24 protein-coding genes are annotated in these 21,661 nt (G+C 36.7%); 18 read left to right on the top strand and 6 right to left on the bottom strand.

Going from position 1 to position 21,661, the window contains the following annotated elements:
- The first annotated feature begins 37 nt into the window (after positions 1-37).
- The 3 genes from NU09_RS01335 to NU09_RS01325 all read left to right on the top strand — a co-directional run bounded on the left by NU09_RS01335 (position 38) and on the right by NU09_RS01325 (position 2,392).
- Positions 38-907: a hypothetical protein gene (locus NU09_RS01335; RefSeq protein WP_129749444.1), complete on the top strand. Its 870-nt coding sequence runs from the start codon at positions 38-40 to the stop codon at positions 905-907.
- A gap of 47 nt (positions 908-954) precedes the next feature.
- A complete protein-coding gene (locus tag NU09_RS01330) occupies positions 955-1,635 on the top strand; it encodes a hypothetical protein (RefSeq protein WP_129749443.1) in 681 nt (226 codons plus the stop codon).
- Positions 1,636-1,732: 97 nt separating this feature from the next.
- Positions 1,733-2,392, top strand: a complete 660-nt coding sequence (locus NU09_RS01325) for a hypothetical protein (RefSeq protein ID WP_129749442.1) — start codon at positions 1,733-1,735, stop codon at positions 2,390-2,392.
- A 30-nt stretch (positions 2,393-2,422) separates the two neighbouring features.
- Here the strand turns inward: NU09_RS01325 and NU09_RS01320 are convergent, their stop codons facing one another.
- From NU09_RS01320 to NU09_RS01305, 4 genes are all read right to left on the bottom strand, one after another.
- Complete coding sequence (locus tag NU09_RS01320) at positions 2,423-3,193, bottom strand: MerR family transcriptional regulator (RefSeq protein ID WP_129749441.1); 771 nt, start codon at positions 3,191-3,193, stop codon at positions 2,423-2,425.
- Positions 3,194-3,281: 88 nt separating this feature from the next.
- Positions 3,282-3,806: a DUF1772 domain-containing protein gene (locus tag NU09_RS01315; protein WP_207209743.1), complete on the bottom strand. Its 525-nt coding sequence runs from the start codon at positions 3,804-3,806 to the stop codon at positions 3,282-3,284.
- Positions 3,807-4,077: 271 nt separating this feature from the next.
- The gene (gene ribH, locus NU09_RS01310) at positions 4,078-4,569 is read right to left on the bottom strand and encodes a 6,7-dimethyl-8-ribityllumazine synthase (RefSeq protein WP_129749440.1); all 492 of its coding nucleotides are present in this window, start codon (positions 4,567-4,569) and stop codon (positions 4,078-4,080) included.
- 3 nt (positions 4,570-4,572) lie between these two features.
- Positions 4,573-5,349, bottom strand: a complete 777-nt coding sequence (locus NU09_RS01305; RefSeq protein ID WP_129749439.1) for a tetratricopeptide repeat protein — start codon at positions 5,347-5,349, stop codon at positions 4,573-4,575.
- 145 nt (positions 5,350-5,494) lie between these two features.
- On the opposite strand from NU09_RS01305, the gene recF reads away from it, so the two are divergent.
- From recF to NU09_RS01280, 5 genes are all read left to right on the top strand, one after another.
- Entirely contained in the window at positions 5,495-6,574 is a 1,080-nt protein-coding gene (gene recF / locus NU09_RS01300; protein WP_129749438.1) for a DNA replication/repair protein RecF, read from the top strand.
- Positions 6,575-6,585: 11 nt separating this feature from the next.
- Entirely contained in the window at positions 6,586-7,254 is a 669-nt protein-coding gene (locus NU09_RS01295) for a DUF2461 domain-containing protein (protein ID WP_129749437.1), read from the top strand.
- A gap of 41 nt (positions 7,255-7,295) precedes the next feature.
- The gene (gene murB / locus NU09_RS01290) at positions 7,296-8,309 is read left to right on the top strand and encodes a UDP-N-acetylmuramate dehydrogenase (protein WP_129749436.1); all 1,014 of its coding nucleotides are present in this window, start codon (positions 7,296-7,298) and stop codon (positions 8,307-8,309) included.
- Positions 8,310-8,381: 72 nt separating this feature from the next.
- A complete protein-coding gene (locus tag NU09_RS01285) occupies positions 8,382-9,488 on the top strand; it encodes a glycosyltransferase (protein ID WP_129749435.1) in 1,107 nt (368 codons plus the stop codon).
- Positions 9,479-10,051 (top strand): RNA polymerase sigma factor, encoded by a 573-nt coding sequence (locus NU09_RS01280; protein ID WP_165357633.1) that lies wholly within the window; start codon positions 9,479-9,481, stop codon positions 10,049-10,051. Before NU09_RS01285 ends, NU09_RS01280 begins: the two co-directional genes overlap by 10 nt.
- A 2-nt stretch (positions 10,052-10,053) precedes the next feature.
- Here the strand turns inward: NU09_RS01280 and bla are convergent, their stop codons facing one another.
- The gene (bla, locus tag NU09_RS01275) at positions 10,054-10,776 is read right to left on the bottom strand and encodes a BlaB/IND/MUS family subclass B1 metallo-beta-lactamase (protein WP_129749434.1); all 723 of its coding nucleotides are present in this window, start codon (positions 10,774-10,776) and stop codon (positions 10,054-10,056) included.
- A 153-nt stretch (positions 10,777-10,929) separates the two neighbouring features.
- On the opposite strand from bla, the gene NU09_RS01270 reads away from it, so the two are divergent.
- The 3 genes from NU09_RS01270 to gap all read left to right on the top strand — a co-directional run bounded on the left by NU09_RS01270 (position 10,930) and on the right by gap (position 13,841).
- Entirely contained in the window at positions 10,930-11,787 is an 858-nt protein-coding gene (locus tag NU09_RS01270; RefSeq protein WP_129749433.1) for an energy transducer TonB, read from the top strand.
- Between the two features lie 130 nt (positions 11,788-11,917).
- The gene (lipA, locus tag NU09_RS01265) at positions 11,918-12,808 is read left to right on the top strand and encodes a lipoyl synthase (protein ID WP_129749432.1); all 891 of its coding nucleotides are present in this window, start codon (positions 11,918-11,920) and stop codon (positions 12,806-12,808) included.
- Positions 12,809-12,839: 31 nt separating this feature from the next.
- Positions 12,840-13,841 carry a type I glyceraldehyde-3-phosphate dehydrogenase gene (gap, locus tag NU09_RS01260; protein ID WP_129749431.1) on the top strand — a complete coding sequence of 334 codons (1,002 nt, stop codon included), beginning with the start codon at positions 12,840-12,842 and terminating at the stop codon, positions 13,839-13,841.
- A 23-nt stretch (positions 13,842-13,864) separates the two neighbouring features.
- Here the strand turns inward: gap and lpxK are convergent, their stop codons facing one another.
- Positions 13,865-14,881: a tetraacyldisaccharide 4'-kinase gene (gene lpxK, locus NU09_RS01255; RefSeq protein ID WP_129749430.1), complete on the bottom strand. Its 1,017-nt coding sequence runs from the start codon at positions 14,879-14,881 to the stop codon at positions 13,865-13,867.
- Between the two features lie 94 nt (positions 14,882-14,975).
- On the opposite strand from lpxK, the gene NU09_RS01250 reads away from it, so the two are divergent.
- From NU09_RS01250 to NU09_RS01220, 7 genes are all read left to right on the top strand, one after another.
- Complete coding sequence (locus NU09_RS01250) at positions 14,976-16,070, top strand: Nif3-like dinuclear metal center hexameric protein (protein WP_129749429.1); 1,095 nt, start codon at positions 14,976-14,978, stop codon at positions 16,068-16,070.
- Between the two features lie 2 nt (positions 16,071-16,072).
- Positions 16,073-16,852, top strand: coding sequence for a zinc ribbon domain-containing protein (locus tag NU09_RS01245; RefSeq protein ID WP_129749428.1), 780 nt, complete (start codon positions 16,073-16,075; stop codon positions 16,850-16,852).
- A gap of 37 nt (positions 16,853-16,889) precedes the next feature.
- Positions 16,890-17,735 carry an alpha/beta hydrolase gene (locus tag NU09_RS01240; protein ID WP_129749427.1) on the top strand — a complete coding sequence of 282 codons (846 nt, stop codon included), beginning with the start codon at positions 16,890-16,892 and terminating at the stop codon, positions 17,733-17,735.
- Between the two features lie 27 nt (positions 17,736-17,762).
- Positions 17,763-18,593 carry a 23S rRNA pseudouridine(2604) synthase RluF gene (gene rluF, locus NU09_RS01235; RefSeq protein ID WP_129749426.1) on the top strand — a complete coding sequence of 277 codons (831 nt, stop codon included), beginning with the start codon at positions 17,763-17,765 and terminating at the stop codon, positions 18,591-18,593.
- 60 nt (positions 18,594-18,653) lie between these two features.
- Complete coding sequence (locus tag NU09_RS01230) at positions 18,654-19,550, top strand: helix-turn-helix domain-containing protein (RefSeq protein ID WP_207209742.1); 897 nt, start codon at positions 18,654-18,656, stop codon at positions 19,548-19,550.
- 82 nt (positions 19,551-19,632) lie between these two features.
- Positions 19,633-20,475 (top strand): SDR family NAD(P)-dependent oxidoreductase, encoded by an 843-nt coding sequence (locus tag NU09_RS01225; RefSeq protein WP_129749425.1) that lies wholly within the window; start codon positions 19,633-19,635, stop codon positions 20,473-20,475.
- A 12-nt stretch (positions 20,476-20,487) separates the two neighbouring features.
- Positions 20,488-21,324, top strand: coding sequence for an SDR family oxidoreductase (locus tag NU09_RS01220; RefSeq protein WP_129749424.1), 837 nt, complete (start codon positions 20,488-20,490; stop codon positions 21,322-21,324).
- Positions 21,325-21,661: the final 337 nt, after the last annotated feature.

Below are 21,661 nucleotides of genomic sequence, written 5' to 3'. Positions count from 1 at the left end.
TACTATTTTTACTGCCATTATTAATCAACCATCCACTATGAAAAAACTAATAGCATTAACCTTAAGCAGCGTTGTATTTTTATTCTCATGCAGCAACTCTGACGATTCTCAAACTACAGCAGAACCTAACCTAGTAATAAAACTTAAGTTTGATAAGAACCAGGTAAGGCTCAATAACTTCGGGCAACCTTCGGAAATTGGAGAAGGCAATGCAGCACAAACCCCGCTTGTAAATTACATGAGTGCACATTATATTGAACTTGCCCCTTCGGCTACCACTTTACTCGGAGAAGGAGAAATAGTTTATAAAGGCGAAGAAACAACTGCAGGAGGAAGTAAGGCTATCGACTTTAGCAAAGCTATTTTAGGACAGGATGGCGAAGTTTTCCTTACCATACCCTTAAGTCAGGTAGCAGCAGGAGATTATAGTTGGGTAAGGGTATCTGTTTCCTATCAAAACGGAACCATAAAGTTTCTAAGCAACGGTAACGAACTAACCGGTACAATGGCAAGTTTTATAGGCTACAACAATTACATAACCTCTTTTGATATTAACGGGAATACCGTAGCGGTAAACAGCAATAAACTACAGGGGTACTGGGCATTTGAAACCCTTGGCTTTATAATAGACGGACAGGCTCCTGAAGGTGCGGTAACCGTACCTAACCCATTATTTGAGTCCTCTCCTATCCCTCAGGGATCTTGTGTACTAACAGGCCAGTTCGCTAACGGATTAAGCATAACAGGAAACGAAACAAAGGATATTACCATAAACCTATCATTCTCCATTAAAGACAGCTTTGAGTGGAATGAGGTAAATGCAGATGGCAAGTTTGAACCTGCTGCCGGAGAAACTCTGACAGATATGGGACTTCGCGGATTGATTCCTTATGTTACCTACCAATAATTAAGTATATTAAAGCCTTACCCTAACAAAATACTTTTAACCAATAAATGAAAAAAAATACCTTACTATTACTATTATCCGTTCTTTTTATTTCGTGTTCAACATCTCACACAAGGGTTATAAATTCATGGAGAAACAAGGAAAAAATTAAAGACAAACCTCTGGAAAGCATTTTTATAGCCGTGCTTACTCCTCACCATGACGAACAAACCATTATAGAAAATGAACTGGCCTATAAAGCAAATCAGTTTGATATTAAAACTTATAAAAGCCATAATCTGTTTACTAAGAGCTTTACCAAAGATGAAATGCCTTCTAAAGCTGAATTAGACAGAATACTAGAAACAACAAAAGCAAAAACTCTTTTTACAGTTACAATACTAAATAAAGAATATTGCGAAAGATATATAAAAGGATTTATTGTAAGACCCGGAACAGGTGATATAGATAAAGGATACTATGATTACTTTTTTCGCTTTTTTGATTTTGGCAGTATTAATATTACGCCTACTCCAGGATCACAAACTAACTTTGTAGGTTATTATGTAATTGAGAAAGTATATAATGTAGAAACCAGTCTTTATGATATAGAAACTCATGAATTATTATGGACTGCCACTACCGAAACATTTAATCCTTATGATTTAGAAGGACTCACAAAAGAATACACCGATAAAATTTTTAAAAAACTGGAAAGAAATAAAGTAATAAAAAAGGCAGAATTATAATTCTGTCTTTTTTATTACGAGGAAAAAGACTTTCATTGGGAAAATTTTAAGAAAACAAATCTTATCTTTAAAGGAAACAACACTAAACCAATAGATTATGAAAAAAGGTTACTTACTTCTGTTACTGTTTTCAGCCCTTGTAATTTCCTGTTCTTCTTCAAACACAAAAATTACCGGTTCATGGGCCAATCAGGAAAAAATTAAAAGCGAAAAAATTAAAAGCATCTTTATAGCAGCACTTACAGGCAACATGGAGGCCAAAACAACACTGGAAAATGAACTGGCATTTCAGGCCAGTCAAAGAGGGGTTGAGAGCTATAAAAGCCATAATGTATTTACCAGAACATTTACTAAAGACGATATGCCTTCCAGAGAAGAATTACTTAAAGTAATTAAGGCTACAAATGCCGATGTAATTTTTACGGTTACAATGAAAGATAAAGAAACTTCAACAAGATATGTCCCCGGAACCACATCTTATTACCCTATGGGCATGGGATATGGTTATTATGGCAGTTTTTACGGATACTACTCAAACGTATATCCAATGATGTATGACCCAGGCTACTACACAACAGACAGAACCTATTATATTGAAAGTAATCTTTACGATACTGCGTCAGAAGAACTAATCTGGTCTGCACAATCAGAAACTTACAACCCTTATGATATAGACAACTTTGTAAAGGGATATACTGAAACACTGCTTAAGCAACTTGAAAAAGACGGGATAATAAAACCTGCGGAAACAAAATAAAAAAAGAGCCCCTATATAGGGGCTCTTTTTTTATAGATTATTATCTGAAAAATACTCCATTGCCTGGCTCAAAAAGCGGGCAAACTCTTCATCATAAACATTGTTTACCAAGGTAAACCTCTCATCATTTAAATACAGAAGCCCTAATCCTTTGTAAGCTTCTGCCTGAGTGTCTTTGGCCTGACTGGTTCCCCAAAGCTTTCGTGTATTCTCATAATGCCTCCTGATAAGAAGCTGCACGGTATTACTCATGGGGCTTTGATTTTTATATTGATAAAGTTGTACCGCTAGTTCCTTTTGTTCCTCTACCAGTTTTTGAAGTTCATTCTTCTTTAAATTCTGCAAATGGCTTTGGGCTTTATCTACCACTTCTTCGCCATACTTTTTTACAGCTTCTTTTTTATAGGCCGCCGCTTTTTCCGGCGACAGTCCTTCATACAATTCTTCGGGTTTTAACATCGTTTTGTTTTTAAGTGAATCAATAGTTTTGTCGATAGTTTCTAATAAGATTAGCAATCTTTCCTTTTTTGAAATAAGCATTTCTCTATGTGCCTTTAACGATTGTAACTCATCAAAATCAGGATCATCCAGTAATAGTGCTATCTCCTTTAAAGGAATGTCAAGCTCTCTGTAAAAAAGTATCTGTTGCAGCCTCAACAGTTCTTTTGTACCATATAGCCTGTAATTAGCTTCCGATCTTACCAAAGGAGATAAAAGTCCCATACTATCGTATAAATGCAGGGTCCTGACACTCACTCCCGCAATCTCTGCCAGCTGTTTTACTGTATACTTTTTTTCCATTTGCTTAAATTTTATGCTGCAAAACTAGGGTATGACGTAAGGTAAGAGTCAAGCATTTTATTTAAAAACTATAAATTCACTTATCATTTTAAGTTGACTTGGGCAATACACTACCTATTGCTAACAATATAAAAGAGATTATTACAGCACCTGTACGGATACTGTGCCAGCGGTTCCATGGTCCTTCAAATGCCTTGCGCATATCGGAAAGTTGTTCAGCACTGCTCCCTTCAATTTTAAAAGCCCCCAGACTTTCGTTTAAAGGCACATTATATAAAATAGTTATACCAAACAGCCCGATTATATAAAAAGCTGCAGCAAGAGCCAAAAAAGAAAATTTTAAAGTAATATTTCCCTCATAGCCTAAATAAGCATTTAGCGGAAGCAGTGCCACCGAGCCAAAAAAGCAGATAAAGAATATGGGATTTAAGATTGCCCTGTTTATGGATTGCATAGCTAAAAGATAACTTTTATCATCCAAAGGAGCCAGTCCTGGATTTACAGAAAAGGAATAAGAATAGAACAATCCGGCCATTAAAGCCGTGACTAACAATGTAAAAACACTAATACTATTAGAAAAGGTAAACATAAGCCCGTTTTTATTGATTGACATTTCATTAAACAGTATAATGAAAGTACAATAAAAATGCTTACCTGCAAGAGCGAGAAAATACCTAAAGAGTTCATTATAAAAACAATAACCCTACTCTTAAAAATGAAAAACCCTCCTGCCCGAAGACAGGAGGGAAGCCGGTAAACCACACCTTACCTTAATTTATCCGGCTTTTTATTGTTATACGAAGATATTACTTTTTTAGTTTCAAAAAATAAATATTTATTTAAAATTTGATTAAAATTTAAGTAATATAAATGTAGTAAATTTTTTAGCTGGTAACAGATCTTAAATACGCCATTTTAATAGCTACTATCCCTGCTTCTGTACCTTTATTTCCGTGTTTACCTCCGCTGCGGTCTATAGCCTGTTGCAGTGTATTATCGGTAAGTACACAAAATACGACAGGAATATCAGTTTGAACGTTAAGATCTTTTATTCCCTGGGATACTGCCTCACATACAAAATCAAAATGCTTAGTTTCTCCCTGTATAACGCTGCCTATGGCAATAACAGCATCTACGTTTTGAGTATCTATCATTCTTTTAGAACCATAAATAAGCTCAAAACTTCCGGGAACATCCCACTTAACTATATTCTCTTCACTTACGCCATTTTCAAGCAATGCATCAATAGCACCTTTGCAAAGATTTTCTGTTATGGATTCATTCCATTCAGAAACAACAATCCCAAATCGAAAATTTTTCGCATTTGGGATTGTGTTTTTATCATATTGTGATAAGTTTTTATTAGCCGTTGCCATTCCTTATTCTGTCATTGCAATATAAGCCTCGATATTGTTAGCTTCAGGGGCCGACTCATACTTATCTTTAATTTGAGTAAAGTATTTGTTAGCTTCAGCTTTTTTATTCATCTGTACAGAAACTTGTCCTGCTTTGAAAAGGAAACGAGGAGTTGCAAGTGCATCATCTCCCATAGCCACAGCTTTGCTGTAGTACTCAAGAGCCTGCTCATTTTGGCCTAATTGTACAAAAGCATCACCAATAGCACCTTTTGCTAATATACCAGTTGTAAGTTCTTTTCCTTTATAGTTATCAAGATGCTCAATAGCCTCTTTGTATTTACCTGTGTTAAGGTAAGCCATACCTGCCATATAATCGGCAATATTAGCTGCATCAGTACCAGAGTACGTATCAATAACAGATAAAAGTCCCATTTTACCTTCACCACCGTTTAGGGCAAGATTAAATAAAGAGTCTTTTGCTGTTGTTGAATTTGTAGCCTGAATAAAATATTGCTCAGCCTGGAACATATCGTTAACGGCATCAGTTTCTTTAGGCTCAACTAAAACGCGGTCATATAACATATACCCTACTAATCCTAGAGCAACCACTAGTAAACCTACAAGAATAGGCTTCTGGTTTCTGGCTACCCATTCTTCTGTTTTAGAAGCGGTTTCGTCAAGTGTATTAAATACTTCTTCAGTTGTACTCTGACCATCAAAAGTTTCCTGCGGTTCTACTACATCTTTAACCTCTTCCGGTTTCGGAGCTTTGTACCCTCTTTTGTTATATGTTGCCATCTATTTTAATTTAGTGAGCCGCAAAAATAAAATTTTTATTGAATATTAAAAGACCTTTTTGTCGATATTTTTCAATAATTTGCAGGCTCTTTTATAAAAGTGCGATTATTATTCAAGGTTCTCACTATCAAGAACACAGTTGCAAATGTACCTAAAAAATTTATCCCTCCTAAATTACAAGAATATATCTGAAGCTAATTTTGAGTTCGACTCAAAGATAAACTGTTTTGTGGGAAAAAACGGCATTGGTAAAACAAATGTACTTGATGCCATATACCATCTTTCTTACGGTAAAAGCTATTTTAATCCGCTAGCCATACAAAACATAAAGCACGGAGAAGAATTTTTTGTTATAGACGGGACTTTTGAAAAAAATGAGCGTACTGAGCAAATTGTATGCAGCCTTAAAAAAGGACAGAAAAAAGTTTTAAAAAGAAACAGTAAAGCATACGACAAGTTCTCTGAACACATCGGCTTTATACCATTGGTTATCATCTCCCCTTCTGATAACGACCTTATTATGGAAGGCAGTGAAACCAGACGCAAATTTATAGATAGTGTTATCTCACAACTGGACCCGGCTTATTTACAGGAGCTCATCAGCTATCAAAAAATAGTTGCACAACGTAATGCCCTGCTTAAATATTTTGCCATTAACCGTACTTTTGACAAGGAAACACTAGGCATATATAACGAGCAGCTAACCACTCTAGGGCATATTATTTTTGAAAAGCGCAAGCAATTCCTTGCCGATTTCATTCCTATATTTAATTCACATCATCATGCCATAACCAACTCAGCAGAAGATGTAACACTGGTATACCAGAGCCAGCTGGAAGAAAAACCTCTTAATGAATTACTGGAAGAAAACCTACAGCGTGATAAGGTACTACAATATACAAGTGTAGGTATACATAAAGACGACCTTTCGTTTGAAATAGAAAACCACCCTATCAAAAAATTTGGTTCGCAGGGACAGCAAAAATCTTTTTTAATAGCTTTAAAGCTTGCCCAGTTTGACTTTATAAAAAAACAAAGCGGGGTATTGCCCATCTTACTTTTTGATGATATTTTTGATAAGCTGGACGAGACTAGGGTATCTAAAATTGTGGAAATGGTTAACGATAAGGTATTTGGACAGATATTTATTTCTGATACACACCCTGAACGTACCGAAACCATTGTGAAGTCTACCCACCAGAGTTATCGTATCTTTAACTTATAAAAAACCAAACTATGCTGCCATCATCTATACTTCCGTTTTTAGAAGACCTTAAAAACAATAATAACCGTGAGTGGTTTCAGGCAAATCAAAAAAGATATAAAACTTATAAAGAAGACTATAAAAATGTTGCCGAAGAACTTATAAAAGAAGTAAGTGCAACAGATACTTCGCTAAAGCATCTTGAAGCAAAAAATTGTACTTTCAGGATTAATCGTGATATCCGTTTTTCTAAAGACAAATCCCCTTATAAAACTAATATGGGAATATGGCTATCGGCAGGAAATAAAGATTTCAACATGGGTGGCTATTACCTGCATATAGAAAAAGGCGCCAGCTTTATTGCCGGAGGCCTGCACATGCCTGATCCTGTTTCACTTAAAAAAATGCGCCGTGAAATAGCCGGTTTTTATGAAGACCTTGAAGAAATACTGGAGAATAAAAATTTTAAAAAACTGTATGGCGATTTTGACAGGGAGCAAAGCCTTAAAACGGCGCCAAAGGATTATGACAAAGATCATCCAGCCATAGACTTTTTAAAACTTAAAAGCTTCACGGTTACACATAAGCTAAGCGATAAAGATTTAGCCGACAAAAACTTTATAAAAGAAACGGCAAAAAAATTATTGGTAATGCAACCGCTTATAGAATATATAAACCGCGCCATGACTACCGAAGAGTAGTTTAAATATGTACTTTTGCCGCACTAAACGTAAACCATACTATGGAAATTGCTTTACACTATCCGCTAAAAAACTATAATACTTTTGGCATTAATGCCCATGCAGACGAGTTTGTAGCCGTACACTCCGTTTCAGAGCTTTCTCAAACCCTTAAAGAAAACAGCAATAAGCAAAAGTTTATACTGGGCGGCGGCAGCAATATGTTACTTACTCAGGACATCCATGCCCTGGTTATACATGTAGACATAAAAGGCAAAGAACTGGTCTTTGAAGACGACAACCATGTTCACCTAAAAGCAATGGCAGGAGAAAACTGGCATGAGTTTGTTGTTTACAGTATTTCTCAAAACTATGGCGGACTTGAAAACCTTTCATTAATACCCGGCAATGTAGGTACAACCCCAATACAAAATATTGGTGCCTATGGTACCGAAATAAAAGACACTTTTGTTTCCTGCGAAGCTATGGATATTGAAACACAGGAGATAAAGACATTTACAAAAGAGGAATGTGAATTTGCATACAGGGAAAGTGTTTTTAAAAACAATCTCAAAAACAAATATGTTATTGTTTCGGTTACATTCAGGCTAACCAAAAACAACCATAAAATAAACACCGCCTATGGTGATATTCTGGCGATGCTTGCCCAAAACAATATTGCTGAACCTACCATAAAGGATGTAAGCAATGCCGTTATAGCAATACGCCAAAGCAAATTACCCGACCCAAAAGAGCTGGGCAACAGCGGAAGCTTTTTTAAGAATCCTATTGTAAGCAAAGAACTTTTTGAAAAAGCACATGCCCAGCACCCGCAAATGCCTCATTATGTAGTTTCGGAAACTGAAGTAAAAGTTCCTGCAGGATGGCTTATAGAGCAGTCGGGCTTTAAGGGCAAACGTTTTGGAGATGCAGGTGTGCACGCAAAACAGGCTCTGGTACTGGTAAACTACGGCAACGCAACCGGACAGGAATTACTACAGCTTGCTAAAAAAATACAGGAAACCGTTTATACTAATTTCGGAATCAGGATTGAAGCAGAGGTTAATGTTATTTAATTGTTTTTAGCCTTAACAAACTCAATCTTTTTTCTAATTTTGCTGTAAAATCGCCAAACAAAAAATACCTGCATGCTTAATATTACCTTCTATATTTTTATTGGTATTACCGCCATACAACTATTTTATTACCTAATTGTTTTTGGAAGATTTGCCTTTGCAAAAGCACAGTCGGGAACCCCTAAAAAAGTTCCGGTTTCGGTTATTATATGTGCTAAAAACGAAGCAGAAAACGTAAAAAAATATATTCCTCTTATTGCAGAGCAGGATTATCCTGACTTTGAGGTTGTACTTATTGATGATGCATCCAGCGATGAAACTCTGGACATCTTAGAGGAATTTAAGCAAAAATATCCTCATATACGTCTCGTAAAAGTTGAAAATAACGAAGCGTTTTGGGCTAACAAAAAGTTTGCACTTACACTGGGCATTAAAGCAGCTAAAAAACAATATTTATTATTTACCGATTCAGACTGCTACCCTACTTCTAAAGACTGGATAACACAAATGAGTTCACAATTTTCTCAAAACGATACCATTGTATTAGGATACGGTGCTTATGAAAAAGTGAAAAATTCTCTTTTAAATAAAATAATCCGTTTTGACGAGATGCTGCGTACTACCCAATACTTTGCTTGGGCAAAAATGGGAAGCCCGTATCTTGGTGAAGGACGCAACATGGCTTACAAAAAAGACGAATTTTTTGCTGTAAACGGTTATATGAGCCACATGCATGTAAGAAGTGGTGAAGACTCACTTTTTATCAATCAGGCAGCTACAGGAAAAAACACCACAATTTGCTATACTCCCGAAAGTTTTACCTACTGTGAGGCAAAAAAAACATACAGGCAATGGTTTGCGCAAAAAAAGAGACAGATATACTTACACTCTATTTTTAAAGGAAGCGACAAATTACGCATCAGGCTGTTTTTTATAGCCCAGCTTCTTTTCCCGTTTTTTGCTGCTGCACTTTTAATATCAGGCTATAACTGGCTGTATGTGGTTCCGGTAATAGGTTTCAGATATCTTATAGCATGGTTAACTTTAGGGTACAGCGCCGGCAAGCTTAAGGAAAAAGATGTAATGTACTGGTTTCCTTTTATAGAAATAATGCTTATCTTCACTCAGCTTAACGTGTATATAAGCAACATGTTTACAAAACCTGTACATTGGAAATAAACTCACAAATAATACAAGGCAATATAGAAAAGGCAAAAATGGGCGACCAGATTGCCTTTACTTTTTTATTGGACTTCTTTTGGAATGAAGTTTACGGCTTTATGCTGAAGCGTACCCAAAACGAAACCGATACCGAAGACATAGTTATAGAAACGTTTGCCAAAGCCTTTGACAGGATCTCAACCTATAATCCGGAATATGCTTTCAGCACCTGGCTTATTGCTATAGCCAAAAATGTACATATAGACATTTTACGGAAAAAGAAATCGTCGCTGTTTATTGATATTACCGACGAGGAAAACCAACAGGCCTACAATGTTGCCGACAGCTCCCCTTCTGCTGAAGACGAGCTGATTAAGGAACAGAATCTTTCCAGCCTTTTAGAATGTATAAAGCAGCTTAAACCTCATTATCAGGAAGTGATACAGCTTCGTTACTTTCAGGAATTGAGTTATCAGGAAATCGCAGAACAGCTAAACGAACCTCTTAATAATGTAAAGATTAAATTGCTTAGGGCTAAGAAATTACTTGCCGATATTATTAGAAACGGTAAAAAGAAATAACCTTATTCTTTCCTGCTTTCCCTCAACAGCTTAATTGTATGTTTTATGGACTCATCTCCTTTAGACCAGGCAAAATGCCCGGGTATCACATAATTTGGATTAGGATAGTTCTTCATTAGATTTTTCATTGTCTGTTCCCACTCATCCACGCTCGCATCGGCTACATTCCCTAAATCCACTGCCTCGATACTCTTTATAAGGCATCCTCCATAAATAACCTTTTCATCTTTTACATACAAAACAATATTATCCTTAGTATGTCCCTCTCCCGGATAATATGTATCAACAACCTTACCGCCAATATTAAAAACAGTATCTTTTTTAAAAGTGTATTCTGCAGAACTTCCCTCCTTTTTAGATAGGGTAATATCGTAGGTCATTTTAGAAGTATATGTTTTTATTCCTTTACTGCTGTAATATTCCAGTCCGGCACTACTATCATCATGAAAATGTGTAGCGATACAAAGAATCACTTTCTTTTTATGCCTTTTCTCTATGCTATCCAATAATGGCTGAAATTGATTTTCATCCCAGGGAGTATCAAAAAGTACAACACCTTCATCGGTTACCATATACATACTGTTTGAAGGAAACTGTGTTCCCGAAAAGAACTTATAGTTAGTGTAAACATAGATATCATCGGTAAGTTGGGTAAACTTCAAACCTGTAGTTGGCTGAGAATATCCTGTTAAACAGAACAGTAATAAAAGAGAAAATAACCGCATATTTTTTTTTCGTAAAGATATTCATTAAAAAAATGTCTTTTCAGCACAATAAATATTATTAAAACTTTATCATATTTCTTACAATAAGAAAATCTTCGAAATCGTTTTAGTAATAAAATCAAATCCTATTAACAAACTTTAAATCATCTTATTATGTCAAAAGTAAGCGTTTTCGACCGAGCATGGATTGACCTTGTTTTTGAAGGCCGCAACAAGGAATACGGAGCCTACCAACTTCGTAAAGAAGATCCGAAAAATACTCTTCTGGCTTTGTTCTCAGGTATCGCTGTAGTTGCACTGTTAGTGGCAATACCAGCCATAGCGAGCAATATAAACCCTACTCCCCGCCCGGGTGAGACAGCAACTATTGTACCGATTGAAAAAGATACTCTTGTGCTTGTAAATCTTCCGGAAAAACCGGAAAAACCAGCCCCTGAGACACCTGAACCGTCAAAGCCTGAGCCGCCAAAACCACAGGATGCACTGGCACCTGTAACTAATAAAGTTAAGCTAAACCAACTTAAGGTAGTAGATGCAAGTACAGTTATTGATACTTTACCTACTATGAATGACTTTAAGGATGCCGATCCATCAAGCATTACGGCAAAAGGAAACCCTGAAGGAACCATAACACTTGGTGAAAGCGGGAAAGAACTTGGTACGGCAGAAGGAGACAAAGTAACCGAAGGCGAAGGAACCATAAGTAATATGAGGGTTGATGTACAGCCCGAATACCCCGGAGGGATGGACAAGTTCTACAAAACTGTAGGCAACCGATTCCAAGCCCCACAAACGCAGACAAATATTACCTTAAAAGTGTTTGTTTCTTTTATCATTGAAAAAGACGGAACCATGTCTAACATAAAAGTTACAAGAGATCCGGGATATGGCATGGGTAAAGAAGCTGAAAGGGTGTTGAAATCGCTTGACAAAAAATGGAAACCCGGCATAAAAAACGGCAAGCCAGTTAGAACAGCATATAATCTCCCTATAACACTTAACTTAAAATAGTGTCAAAAGCCCCTCACCAAGGGGCTTTTTTATTATAATAACACAAAAAATTTCACACTTATCCCATAATAATTAATCATTACATAATATCCACAAATATCCCTTATCTTTGCAGTCTAAAGTTTTTATTATGGAAACCGTATTAGACACTGCAAGACCAACCGCCCAAAACGGACAGCTTACACAAAAACCTAAATGGCTTAGGGTTAAGCTTCCTACAGGAAAAAAATATACTGAACTTAGAGGACTGGTAGACAAGTACAAACTGCATACTATATGTACTTCGGGCAGCTGCCCTAATATGGGTGAATGCTGGGGTGAAGGTACTGCTACCTTTATGATATTAGGTAACACCTGTACACGATCATGCGGATTTTGCGGTGTAAAAACCGGACGCCCCGAAACTGTGGACTGGGATGAGCCTGAAAAAGTAGCTCGTTCTATTAAGTTAATGAACATAAAGCATGCTGTTATTACAAGTGTAGACCGTGACGACCTTAAGGATGGCGGTTCTATTATTTGGGCAGAAACCGTTAAGGCTATCCGTAGGATGAACCCTAATACTACCCTTGAAACACTTATACCGGACTTTCAGGGTATTGAAAGAAATATAGACCGTATTATTGAAGTTTCTCCTGAGGTTGTTTCTCATAACATGGAAACTGTAAAAAGACTTACGCGCGAGGTTCGTATACAAGCTAAATACGAGCGTAGCCTTGAAGTACTTCGTTATCTTAAAGATAATGGCATTAACCGTACTAAATCGGGTATTATGCTGGGTCTTGGTGAAACCGAAGAAGAGGTAATACAAACCATGCACGACCTTAGAGCCGTAAACCTTGACGTACTTACAATAGGCCAGTACTTACAGCCAAGTAAAAAACACCTTCCTGTAAAAGAGTTTATAACTCCGGATCAGTTTAAAAAATATGAAGAAATAGGACTTGAACTAGGTTTCCGCCACGTAGAAAGCGGCGCCCTTGTACGTTCTTCATACAAAGCACAAAAACATATCCTTTAATAGCACTTCCGCTTAAATTGTTTTCACAGCAATGGATAACAAAATAAAAATTGCCATAAATGGTTTTGGCCGCATAGGCCGAAACCTTTTCAGGCTTTTGCTTAACCATCCTCAAATAGAAGTTGTTGCCATAAATGATATTGCCGATGCAAAAACCATGGCCCACCTTATTAAGTATGACAGTATACACGGAATACTTCCTTATGAAGTAAATAATACTACTGATTCAATTATTATTGACGGTAAAAGTTATGCTTTTTTAAGAAAGAGACTGGTTAAGGATATTGACTGGAAACAATTTAACGTTGATATAGTAGTAGAATCTACCGGTAAATTTAAAACACTGGAAGAGGCTAACGAACATATACAAGCGGGAGCCAAAAAAGTTATACTTTCTGCACCGCCCGAAGATGACAGAATTAAAACTGTTGTTTTAGGAGTAAATGAAGATGTTTTAGATGGTACAGAAACCATCATCTCAAATGCCAGCTGTACCACTAACAATGCAGCACCAATGATGAAGGTTATTAATGACCTTTGCGGTATTAACCAGGCGTACATAACTACTGTTCACTCTTACACTACAGACCAAAGCCTTCACGACCAGCCACATAAAGATTTAAGAAGGGCAAGGGGCGCATCACAATCTATAGTACCTACTACTACCGGAGCTGCTAAAGCACTTACCAAAATATTTCCTGAGTTTGCAGGCAAAATTGGAGGAAGCGGTATACGTGTACCTGTACCGGACGGATCGCTAACCGACATTACCTGCTACGTAAAGCGTGAGGTTTCTATTGAGGAAATAAATGAGGCTTTTAAGAAAGCTTCAGAAAATGAACTTAAAGGAATATTGGCTTATACTGAAGACCCCATTGTATCGGTAGATATTTTAGGCAACAGGAATTCATGTCTTTTTGATGCCCAGCTTACATCGGTAATAGATAAAATGGTAAAGGTTGTAGGATGGTATGACAACGAAATAGGCTACTCTTCAAGAATAATAGACCTTATCCTTTTCATCAGCAAGTAGGTTTTATTTATAATAAGTAGGTTTTATTTATAATCAGCAATAAAATCTAAAACGGCTTTATCAAACTCGTCTCCTCTATCAAGGAAAGAAGTTTTTATAGGCAGGTAAAAAAGTTTATCTGAAGGAAGTTTACCTTTTAACCTTACATAATCTTTTTCGGTAGTAACTATTATTTTATCTTTTGCGGCGGCAAGGATGTCTTTTATATCCTTATCGGAAAAATCATGATGATCAGGATAAATAAGACAAATATCATTTTCATTTTTTAAATGATTAAAAAACGGCTGAGGCTTTGCTATACCGGCAACCAATACTTTTTTCATAGCCTTTACTTCTATTGTATTAAGATGAGACACTCCATTGTAAACAACAGTATCATAAGCTATAGCTGTAAAGTAAACCTTCTGGTTAGGTAACGGGCGTAGCTTCTTAATAATCCCTTGTTTTTTTGCACCAGACAAATGAGACGGACATTTAGTAACTATTATCACATCTGCCCTTTTAGCTCCGCTTCTTCCTTCTCTTAAATTCCCGGCAGGTAAAAGATAATCATCTGAATAAATATCTCCGTAAGCAGTCAATAAAACATAAAAACCTGCTTTTACTTTTCGATGTTGATAAGCATCATCAAGAATAATAACTTCCGGTTTTGGTTCAAGAGACAAGAGTTCGGTAATCCCATTAGTCCTGTCAGCATCAACTGCAACATTAATATCCGGAAATTTACTGTAAAACTGATAGGGTTCATCTCCAAGTAAACTGGCATTAGCATTAGCATCTGCTAAAACGTAGCCTGTAGATTTTCTTTTGTACCCCCTACTTAAAGTGGCAATCCTGAATTTATCTTTAAGTAACCTTATAAGATATTCTGTTTGTGGCGATTTACCGGTACCTCCTGTACTAAGATTACCTATAGCAATTATAGGTAGTGTAAACTCTGTAGATTTAAATATCCCTTTATTATAAAAAAGATTACGCATGGCCATAAGTAACCAATACAACAACGAAAAAGGAAGTAAAATTTTCCTGATGAATTTCATATTACGAAAGTAAAATTTTTTACACTATAAATTAAACTTCTTATTGGCCTTAGCTTAATAATTTTTATTTTTGGGATAACACTATAAAATTATCATGAAAATAAAAGATGTTATTACGGTTTTAGAACAAATGGCTCCACTGGCTTATGCGGAAGATTTTGATAATGTAGGGCTGCTTGTAGGTAACAGTAATAATCAAACCACCGGAGTATTGGTATGCCACGATGCGCTGGAAAATGTTATTGATGAAGCCATTGCTAAAAACTGCAATATGGTTGTATGTTTCCATCCTATACTTTTTTCGGGGCTTAAAAAAATTACCGGAAAGAACTATGTAGAGCGTTCCATAATAAAAGCTATAAAAAACGATGTTGCTATTTATGCAGTTCACACAGCACTTGATAATCATAAACACGGCGTAAACAAAATATTTTGTGATGCGCTTAGCTTACAAAATACTAAGATATTAGTCCCTAAAGAAAACTACATACGAAAACTTATTACCTATACCATACCCGAAAACATGGAAAAACTGCGCAATGCATTATTTGATGCAGGAGCGGGAAATATAGGCAATTATGAAAACTGCAGCTTTACATCACAGGGCTTTGGAAGCTATCAGGGTAACGACGACAGCAACCCAACCATAGGCATGCCCGGAGAGTTTGTAGAGGATAAGGAAATTAAAATTGAGGTAACTTTTGAAAAACATCTTGAATCTAAAATCCTGAAAGCGCTTTTCAGCAACCATGTTTATGAAGAAGTAGCCTATGAGATTTACAGTCTTGAAAACAGGCATCAAAATATCGGCTTAGGCATGATTGGGGAGTTAGAACAGGCCATGGATGAAAAAGATTTTCTGCGCTTTGTAAAAGAAAAAATGGAAACCGGAGGTATCAGGCATAGCGCTTTTACAGGCAAACCAATAAAAAAAGTTGCCGTTTTAGGCGGCTCAGGAAGCTTTGCCATAAAAAATGCAATAGCACAGGGAGCAGATGCCTTTTTAACGGCAGACCTTAAATATCACCAGTTTTATGAAGCTGAAGGCAAACTTTTATTAGCAGATATAGGACATTTTGAGAGCGAACGCTATACAAAAAATTATATAGTTGATTATCTTACGAAAAAAATCCCTAATTTTGCAATCATTTTATCGGAAGAAAATACAAATCCAGTTAAGTACTTATAAATATGGCGAATACCAAGGAATTAAGTGTTGAAGACAAGTTAAGGGCACTTTATGATTTACAGTTAATTGATTCAAGAATAGACGAAATCAGAAATGTAAGAGGGGAACTTCCGCTGGAAGTGGAAGATCTTGAAGATGAAGTAGCAGGATTAAGTACAAGGCTTGACAAACTTAAAAGTGACCTTGAATCTATTGAAGAACAAATCAAGGAAAAGAAAAATGCCATTGATGAGCACAAATCTGCTATCAAGAAGTATACTGAGCAGCAAAAGAACGTTCGCAACAACCGCGAATTTAACTCTTTAACTAAAGAGATTGAATTCCAAGAGCTTGAGATCCAGCTTGCTGAAAAGCACATTAAGGAGATGAAAGCCTCTATTGAACACAAAAAAGAGGTTATCGGTCAGTCTCACGACAGACTTGAGGCTAAAAAGAGCCACCTTAACCATAAAAAATCTGAGCTTGATGCTATTATGGCTGAAACTGAAAAAGAGGAAAACTTCCTTATCGAAAAATCAGCTGAATATCAGGCACAAATTGAAGAAAGACTACTTGCTGCATATACAAGAATACGCACCAGCGTAAGAAATGGGCTTGCTGTAGTATCTATTGAAAGAGGTGCTTCTGCAGGATCTTTCTTTACCATTCCGCCACAAACACAAATGGAAATTGCTTCCCGCAAAAAAATCATTACAGATGAGCACAGCGGAAGAATTCTGGTAGACAGCATGCTTGCTGATGAAGAAAAAGAAAAAATGGAACAACTGTTCGCAAAATTATAATTACTAAGCCCCGCAATGCGGGGCTTTTTTAACCGCCATGCAGAAACTGATTACTTTTTTCCTGTCAAAATCCATAGGACTTTACATAAATATTCTCAGTTACATTGCTCCGCAAAAAGCAAGCAGGCTTGCCTATAAATTTTTTAGCGAACCCCGTGACGGCAGACTATCTAAAGAAAGCCTTCCGGATATTTTAAAGGAAGCCGAAGCCGAAATTATTACTCATGATAATTTCATTTTCCAAACATATATATGGAAAGGTAACAATACTAAAGTACTACTGGTACATGGCTGGGAAAGCAATGCCTCCCGATGGGAGCTTTTTATCCCTTACCTTAAAAAAGCAGGGTGCACCATTATAGCGGTTGATGCGCCTGCACACGGTCTTTCTTCCGGGCACGAGTTTAGCGTACCGCGTTATTCAGAGTTTTTAGATATTGTGGTAAAAAAGCTTGAACCAAAATTCATGGTTGGCCATTCTATGGGTGGTGCCACTGCCCTACACTATCAGTTCTATTACCCTAACGACAGCATAGAAAAAATGGTAATACTTGGAGCACCAAGCGACCTCAACACTCTACTTAAAAACTATGCGGGGATGTTAAGCCTAAACCTTAATGTAATCCAGTTACTTAAAAAACATTTCTTTAAACACTTCAAGATAAAAACCGACGAATTTTCAGGGAGTATATTTGCCTCTCAAATAAAGGCAAAAGGTTTTGTTGCCCACGACGTAAAAGACGAGGTAGTATCATTTAAAGAAGGCAAAAAAATTGCCGAAGCATGGCCTGATGTCGAATTTGTAGTAACAAAAGGTTTAGGTCACAGCATGCATGATGACGAGCTATACAAAAAAATCTACACTTTCCTTTTTGAGAAATAAGCATAGAATAAACCTTATCTTTGCACAATGGAAGAGCTTAAACGTTTAAATAAATTTATTTCGGAAACCGGCTATTGTTCCCGCAGGGAAGCCGACAAACTAATCGAGGAAGGACGTGTAACCATAAACGGAGTAGTTCCGGAAATGGGAACTAAAGTGAGCCAGGACGACGAAGTACGTATAGACGGAAAGCTAATTACCGAAAAAAGAGGCAAAAACATATACCTTGCTTTCAATAAACCTGTTGGTATTGAATGTACCACCAATCCCGAGGTAAAAAACAATATAGTCGACTTCATCAATTATCCTACCCGCATATTTCCTATCGGACGACTTGACAAAGCTAGTGAAGGACTAATTTTTATGACTGATGACGGCGACATAGTTAACAAGATACTTAGAGCCAGAAACAATCACGAAAAAGAATATGTGGTTACGGTAAACAAACCCATAACAGATCGTTTTATCCAACGCATGGGCAATGGCGTACCTATACTGGATACTATTACCCGAAAATGTAAAGTTGAGCAGATAAGCAAATATATTTTCAGGATAGTACTCACCCAGGGACTTAACAGACAAATCAGGCGTATGTGCGAATTTTTAGGCTATGAGGTAACAGCACTTAAGCGTATACGTATTATCAATATTTCGCTGGATGTTCCTGTAGGAAGATACCGTGAACTTACTCCTAACGAAATTAAAGAACTAAATAAGCTAATCGAGCCTTCAAGTAAAACAGAAGAAGCAAGCTTACCGAAACCTGAAGCAAAAAGGCCTTTTAACAACAGTAGCACACCTAAACCTAACAATTCGGGCAACAACAGGAACAGGGACAACTTCAGGAAAAGAAAATAAGATTCATAAGGCTACTGCATTATTTCGTATCTTTGATTGAATTTTGCAATAAGCTCTATTATGGAATCAGAATCTTTAATCCAGTTTTACGAACAAAAAAGAAAAGAAGTCCCTCAAAACCTTAACGACGGTGTAGGCCACTTTAATGTTTTCAGGCTTGAAGACTGTCTGCAACCCGGCAAACAGGTACGCTATACTCGCAGGGACTATTACAAAATAACTTTTATAAAAGGACATAACCTATACCACTATGCTGATAAAAGCTTAGAGGTAGATGGAACTTCGCTTGTATTTTTCAATCCTCAGGTACCTTATACGTGGGAAACATTAAGTGACAATCCTACAGGCTACTTTTGCATATTCACAGCACCTTTCTTTACGGAAAAAATAAAAGGAAGCCTTAACGAACTGCCTATGTTTGCTCCGGGCGGCAAACCGTCTTATATATTAGACCATGCTCAGGAAGAGACAATTGCTGCTGTATTTGAAAAAATGCTAACCGAAATAGCATCAGACTATACATTTAAGTATGATTTACTAAGAGGCTACCTTAACGAACTTATTCACCTGGCGTTAAAAACCGAGCCTGCTGAAAACCTATACACTCACCCTAATGCCAATTCAAGAATCACTTCCATATTTAATGAATTACTGGAAAGGCAATTCCCAATAGAAAATCCCGTTCAGCGATTTAATATGCGATCAGCCAACGATTTTGCTCAAAACCTTTCCATCCATGTAAACCACCTTAACCGTGCTATAAAGCAAACTACAGGTAAAACCACAACCTCACTTATTAGTGAAAGAGTACTTGCCGAAGCCAAAGCCCTTTTAAGACATACCGACTGGAATATAGCCGAGATAAGTAACAGCCTTGGTTTTGAGGAACCATCACATTTTAATAACTTTTTTAAGAAACAAACTACCCAAACGCCTTCTACTTATAGAAATGTTTGATTTTTGCAATCAATGGTTTGACTCGAGCAATAGTTAAACACTAAACCTTACCGAACTTTGTACCATAATAAAAACAAAAATTATGGAAAGCAAAAAAGAACAAAAGGTATGGTTTGTAACCGGAGCATCTAAAGGCCTAGGCCTCTCTATTGTAAAGCAGCTTTTAAAACTAAACCAAAAAGTTGCCGCTACTTCCAGAAACAAAGAAGCTCTTATTAAAGCAGTTGACTTTACCGGAGACAACTTTCTTCCCTTAGAAGTTAATCTTGCCGATAATGAAAGCGTAAATGCTGCGATAATGAAAACCAATGACGTTTTCTCATCTGTAGATGTGCTTATAAACAATGCAGGTTACGGTATAGGCGGCAGCCTTGAGGAACTAAACGATAAAGAAGTAAGAGACAGCTTCGATGTTAATGTTTTTGGTACTATCAATACCATACGCAATGTATTACCATACATGCGTAAGCAAAAATCAGGTCACATTATCAACATTTCGTCTATTGCAGGTTTCGCACCAGGTATAGGCTGGACAGCTTATGCAGCAACAAAATTTGCAGTAGCAGGATTAACCGAAGCATTAGCACAGGACGTAAAAGAATTAGGTATTAAAGCTACTGCTGTCTTACCGGGAGCTTTCAGAACCAGTTTTCTTACGGATGAGTCGCTTTTTCTTTCGGAAAATGTAATTCCTGATTACACTGCCATAAGAGAAACTCATTCAATTTTTAAAGCAAAAGACGGACACCAACAGGGAGACCCTGAAAAAGGTTCGGCTGTAATAATAGAAACAGGATTTAACCCTGAACCTCCAGTTTTTCTACTTATAGGATCAGATGCCTATAATAGGGCAAAAACTAAAATTGAAGATTTAACTAACCAAATCGGTGTATCAAAAGATATTACAACATCAACCGATTTTTAATTTCAAAAAACAATGGACACAAAAAAAGTATGGTTTATTACCGGAGCAAGTAAAGGCCTGGGCCTTGAGTTTGTTAAACAACTTTTAGAAAAAGGCAATTATGTAGCCGCAACATCAAGAAGCATTACGCAACTGGAAACAGCTGCAGGCAAACACGATAATTTCCTTCCTCTTGAAGTTAATTTAAGCAGCGAAGAAAGCGTAGAAAAAGCTATCAAAGCTACAATAGAAAAATTTGGACACATTGATAATGTAGTAAACAATGCCGGTTACGGTTTATTAGGTAGCCTGGAAGAATTAACCGATGCAGAGGCACGCCAAAACTTCGAAGTAAATGTTTTTGGTACGCTTAACATAATACGTAAAGTAATGCCTTACCTGCGCAAACAACAGTCAGGACATATATTCAACATTTCTTCTATTGGCGGGTTTGTAGGTAACTTCCCCGGGTTTGGTATATATTGTGCTACAAAATTTGCAATGGCTGGTTTTACCGAGGCACTGGCTGCAGAAGCTAAAGCATTCAATGTAAATGTAACACTCGTGTTACCCGGTTATTTCAGGACCAATTTCCTAAATTCCGATTCTCTTGCAGTTACCCAAAATCCGATGGAAGAATATAAATCTACCCGCGATTCTCAGGCAATGCATCAAAACACCATAAACGGTAATCAACAGGGCGATCCGGTTAAAGGTGTAGCGGCAATGATTAAAGCATCTGAAACAGAAAATCCTCCCTTATATTTATTTCTAGGAAGTGATTCAGTAACTATGGCACAAGCTAAAATAGAGCAGCTTAGCCAGGAAATAAAAGAATGGGACAGCCTTAGCCGTTCAACAGATTTCTAACTACAAACCATTCATAAAAAAGAGCTTAAGATGTTAAGCTCTTTTTATTTTTATGCTTTTTAACAAAAAACATAACTCAAAAATTTTATTTTCTATCATTTTATCACACAAAAACGCCTATTTATACTTTTTATTTAAAAAATGAAAACGTTTTCGAAAAGAATAAAAAAACAACTCACAATACCAACATAACAAACACATTATCAACAACATAAATACAAACTGTCACTTTTTGTCAATGCTATTGTCGCTTTTTTACACAACACAATATCAACAAGTTAACTAAAAAAAGATTGATTTTTCGTTAATGTTGTACCTGGTTTTTCTGTCACACTTT

The sequence above is a fragment of the Flavobacterium beibuense genome, from assembly GCF_004151245.1.
GTDB lineage: Bacteria > Bacteroidota > Bacteroidia > Flavobacteriales > Flavobacteriaceae > Flavobacterium > Flavobacterium beibuense_A.
Note: the sequence above shows the minus strand (reverse complement) of the source record. Positions and strands in the feature narration are given on the sequence as shown.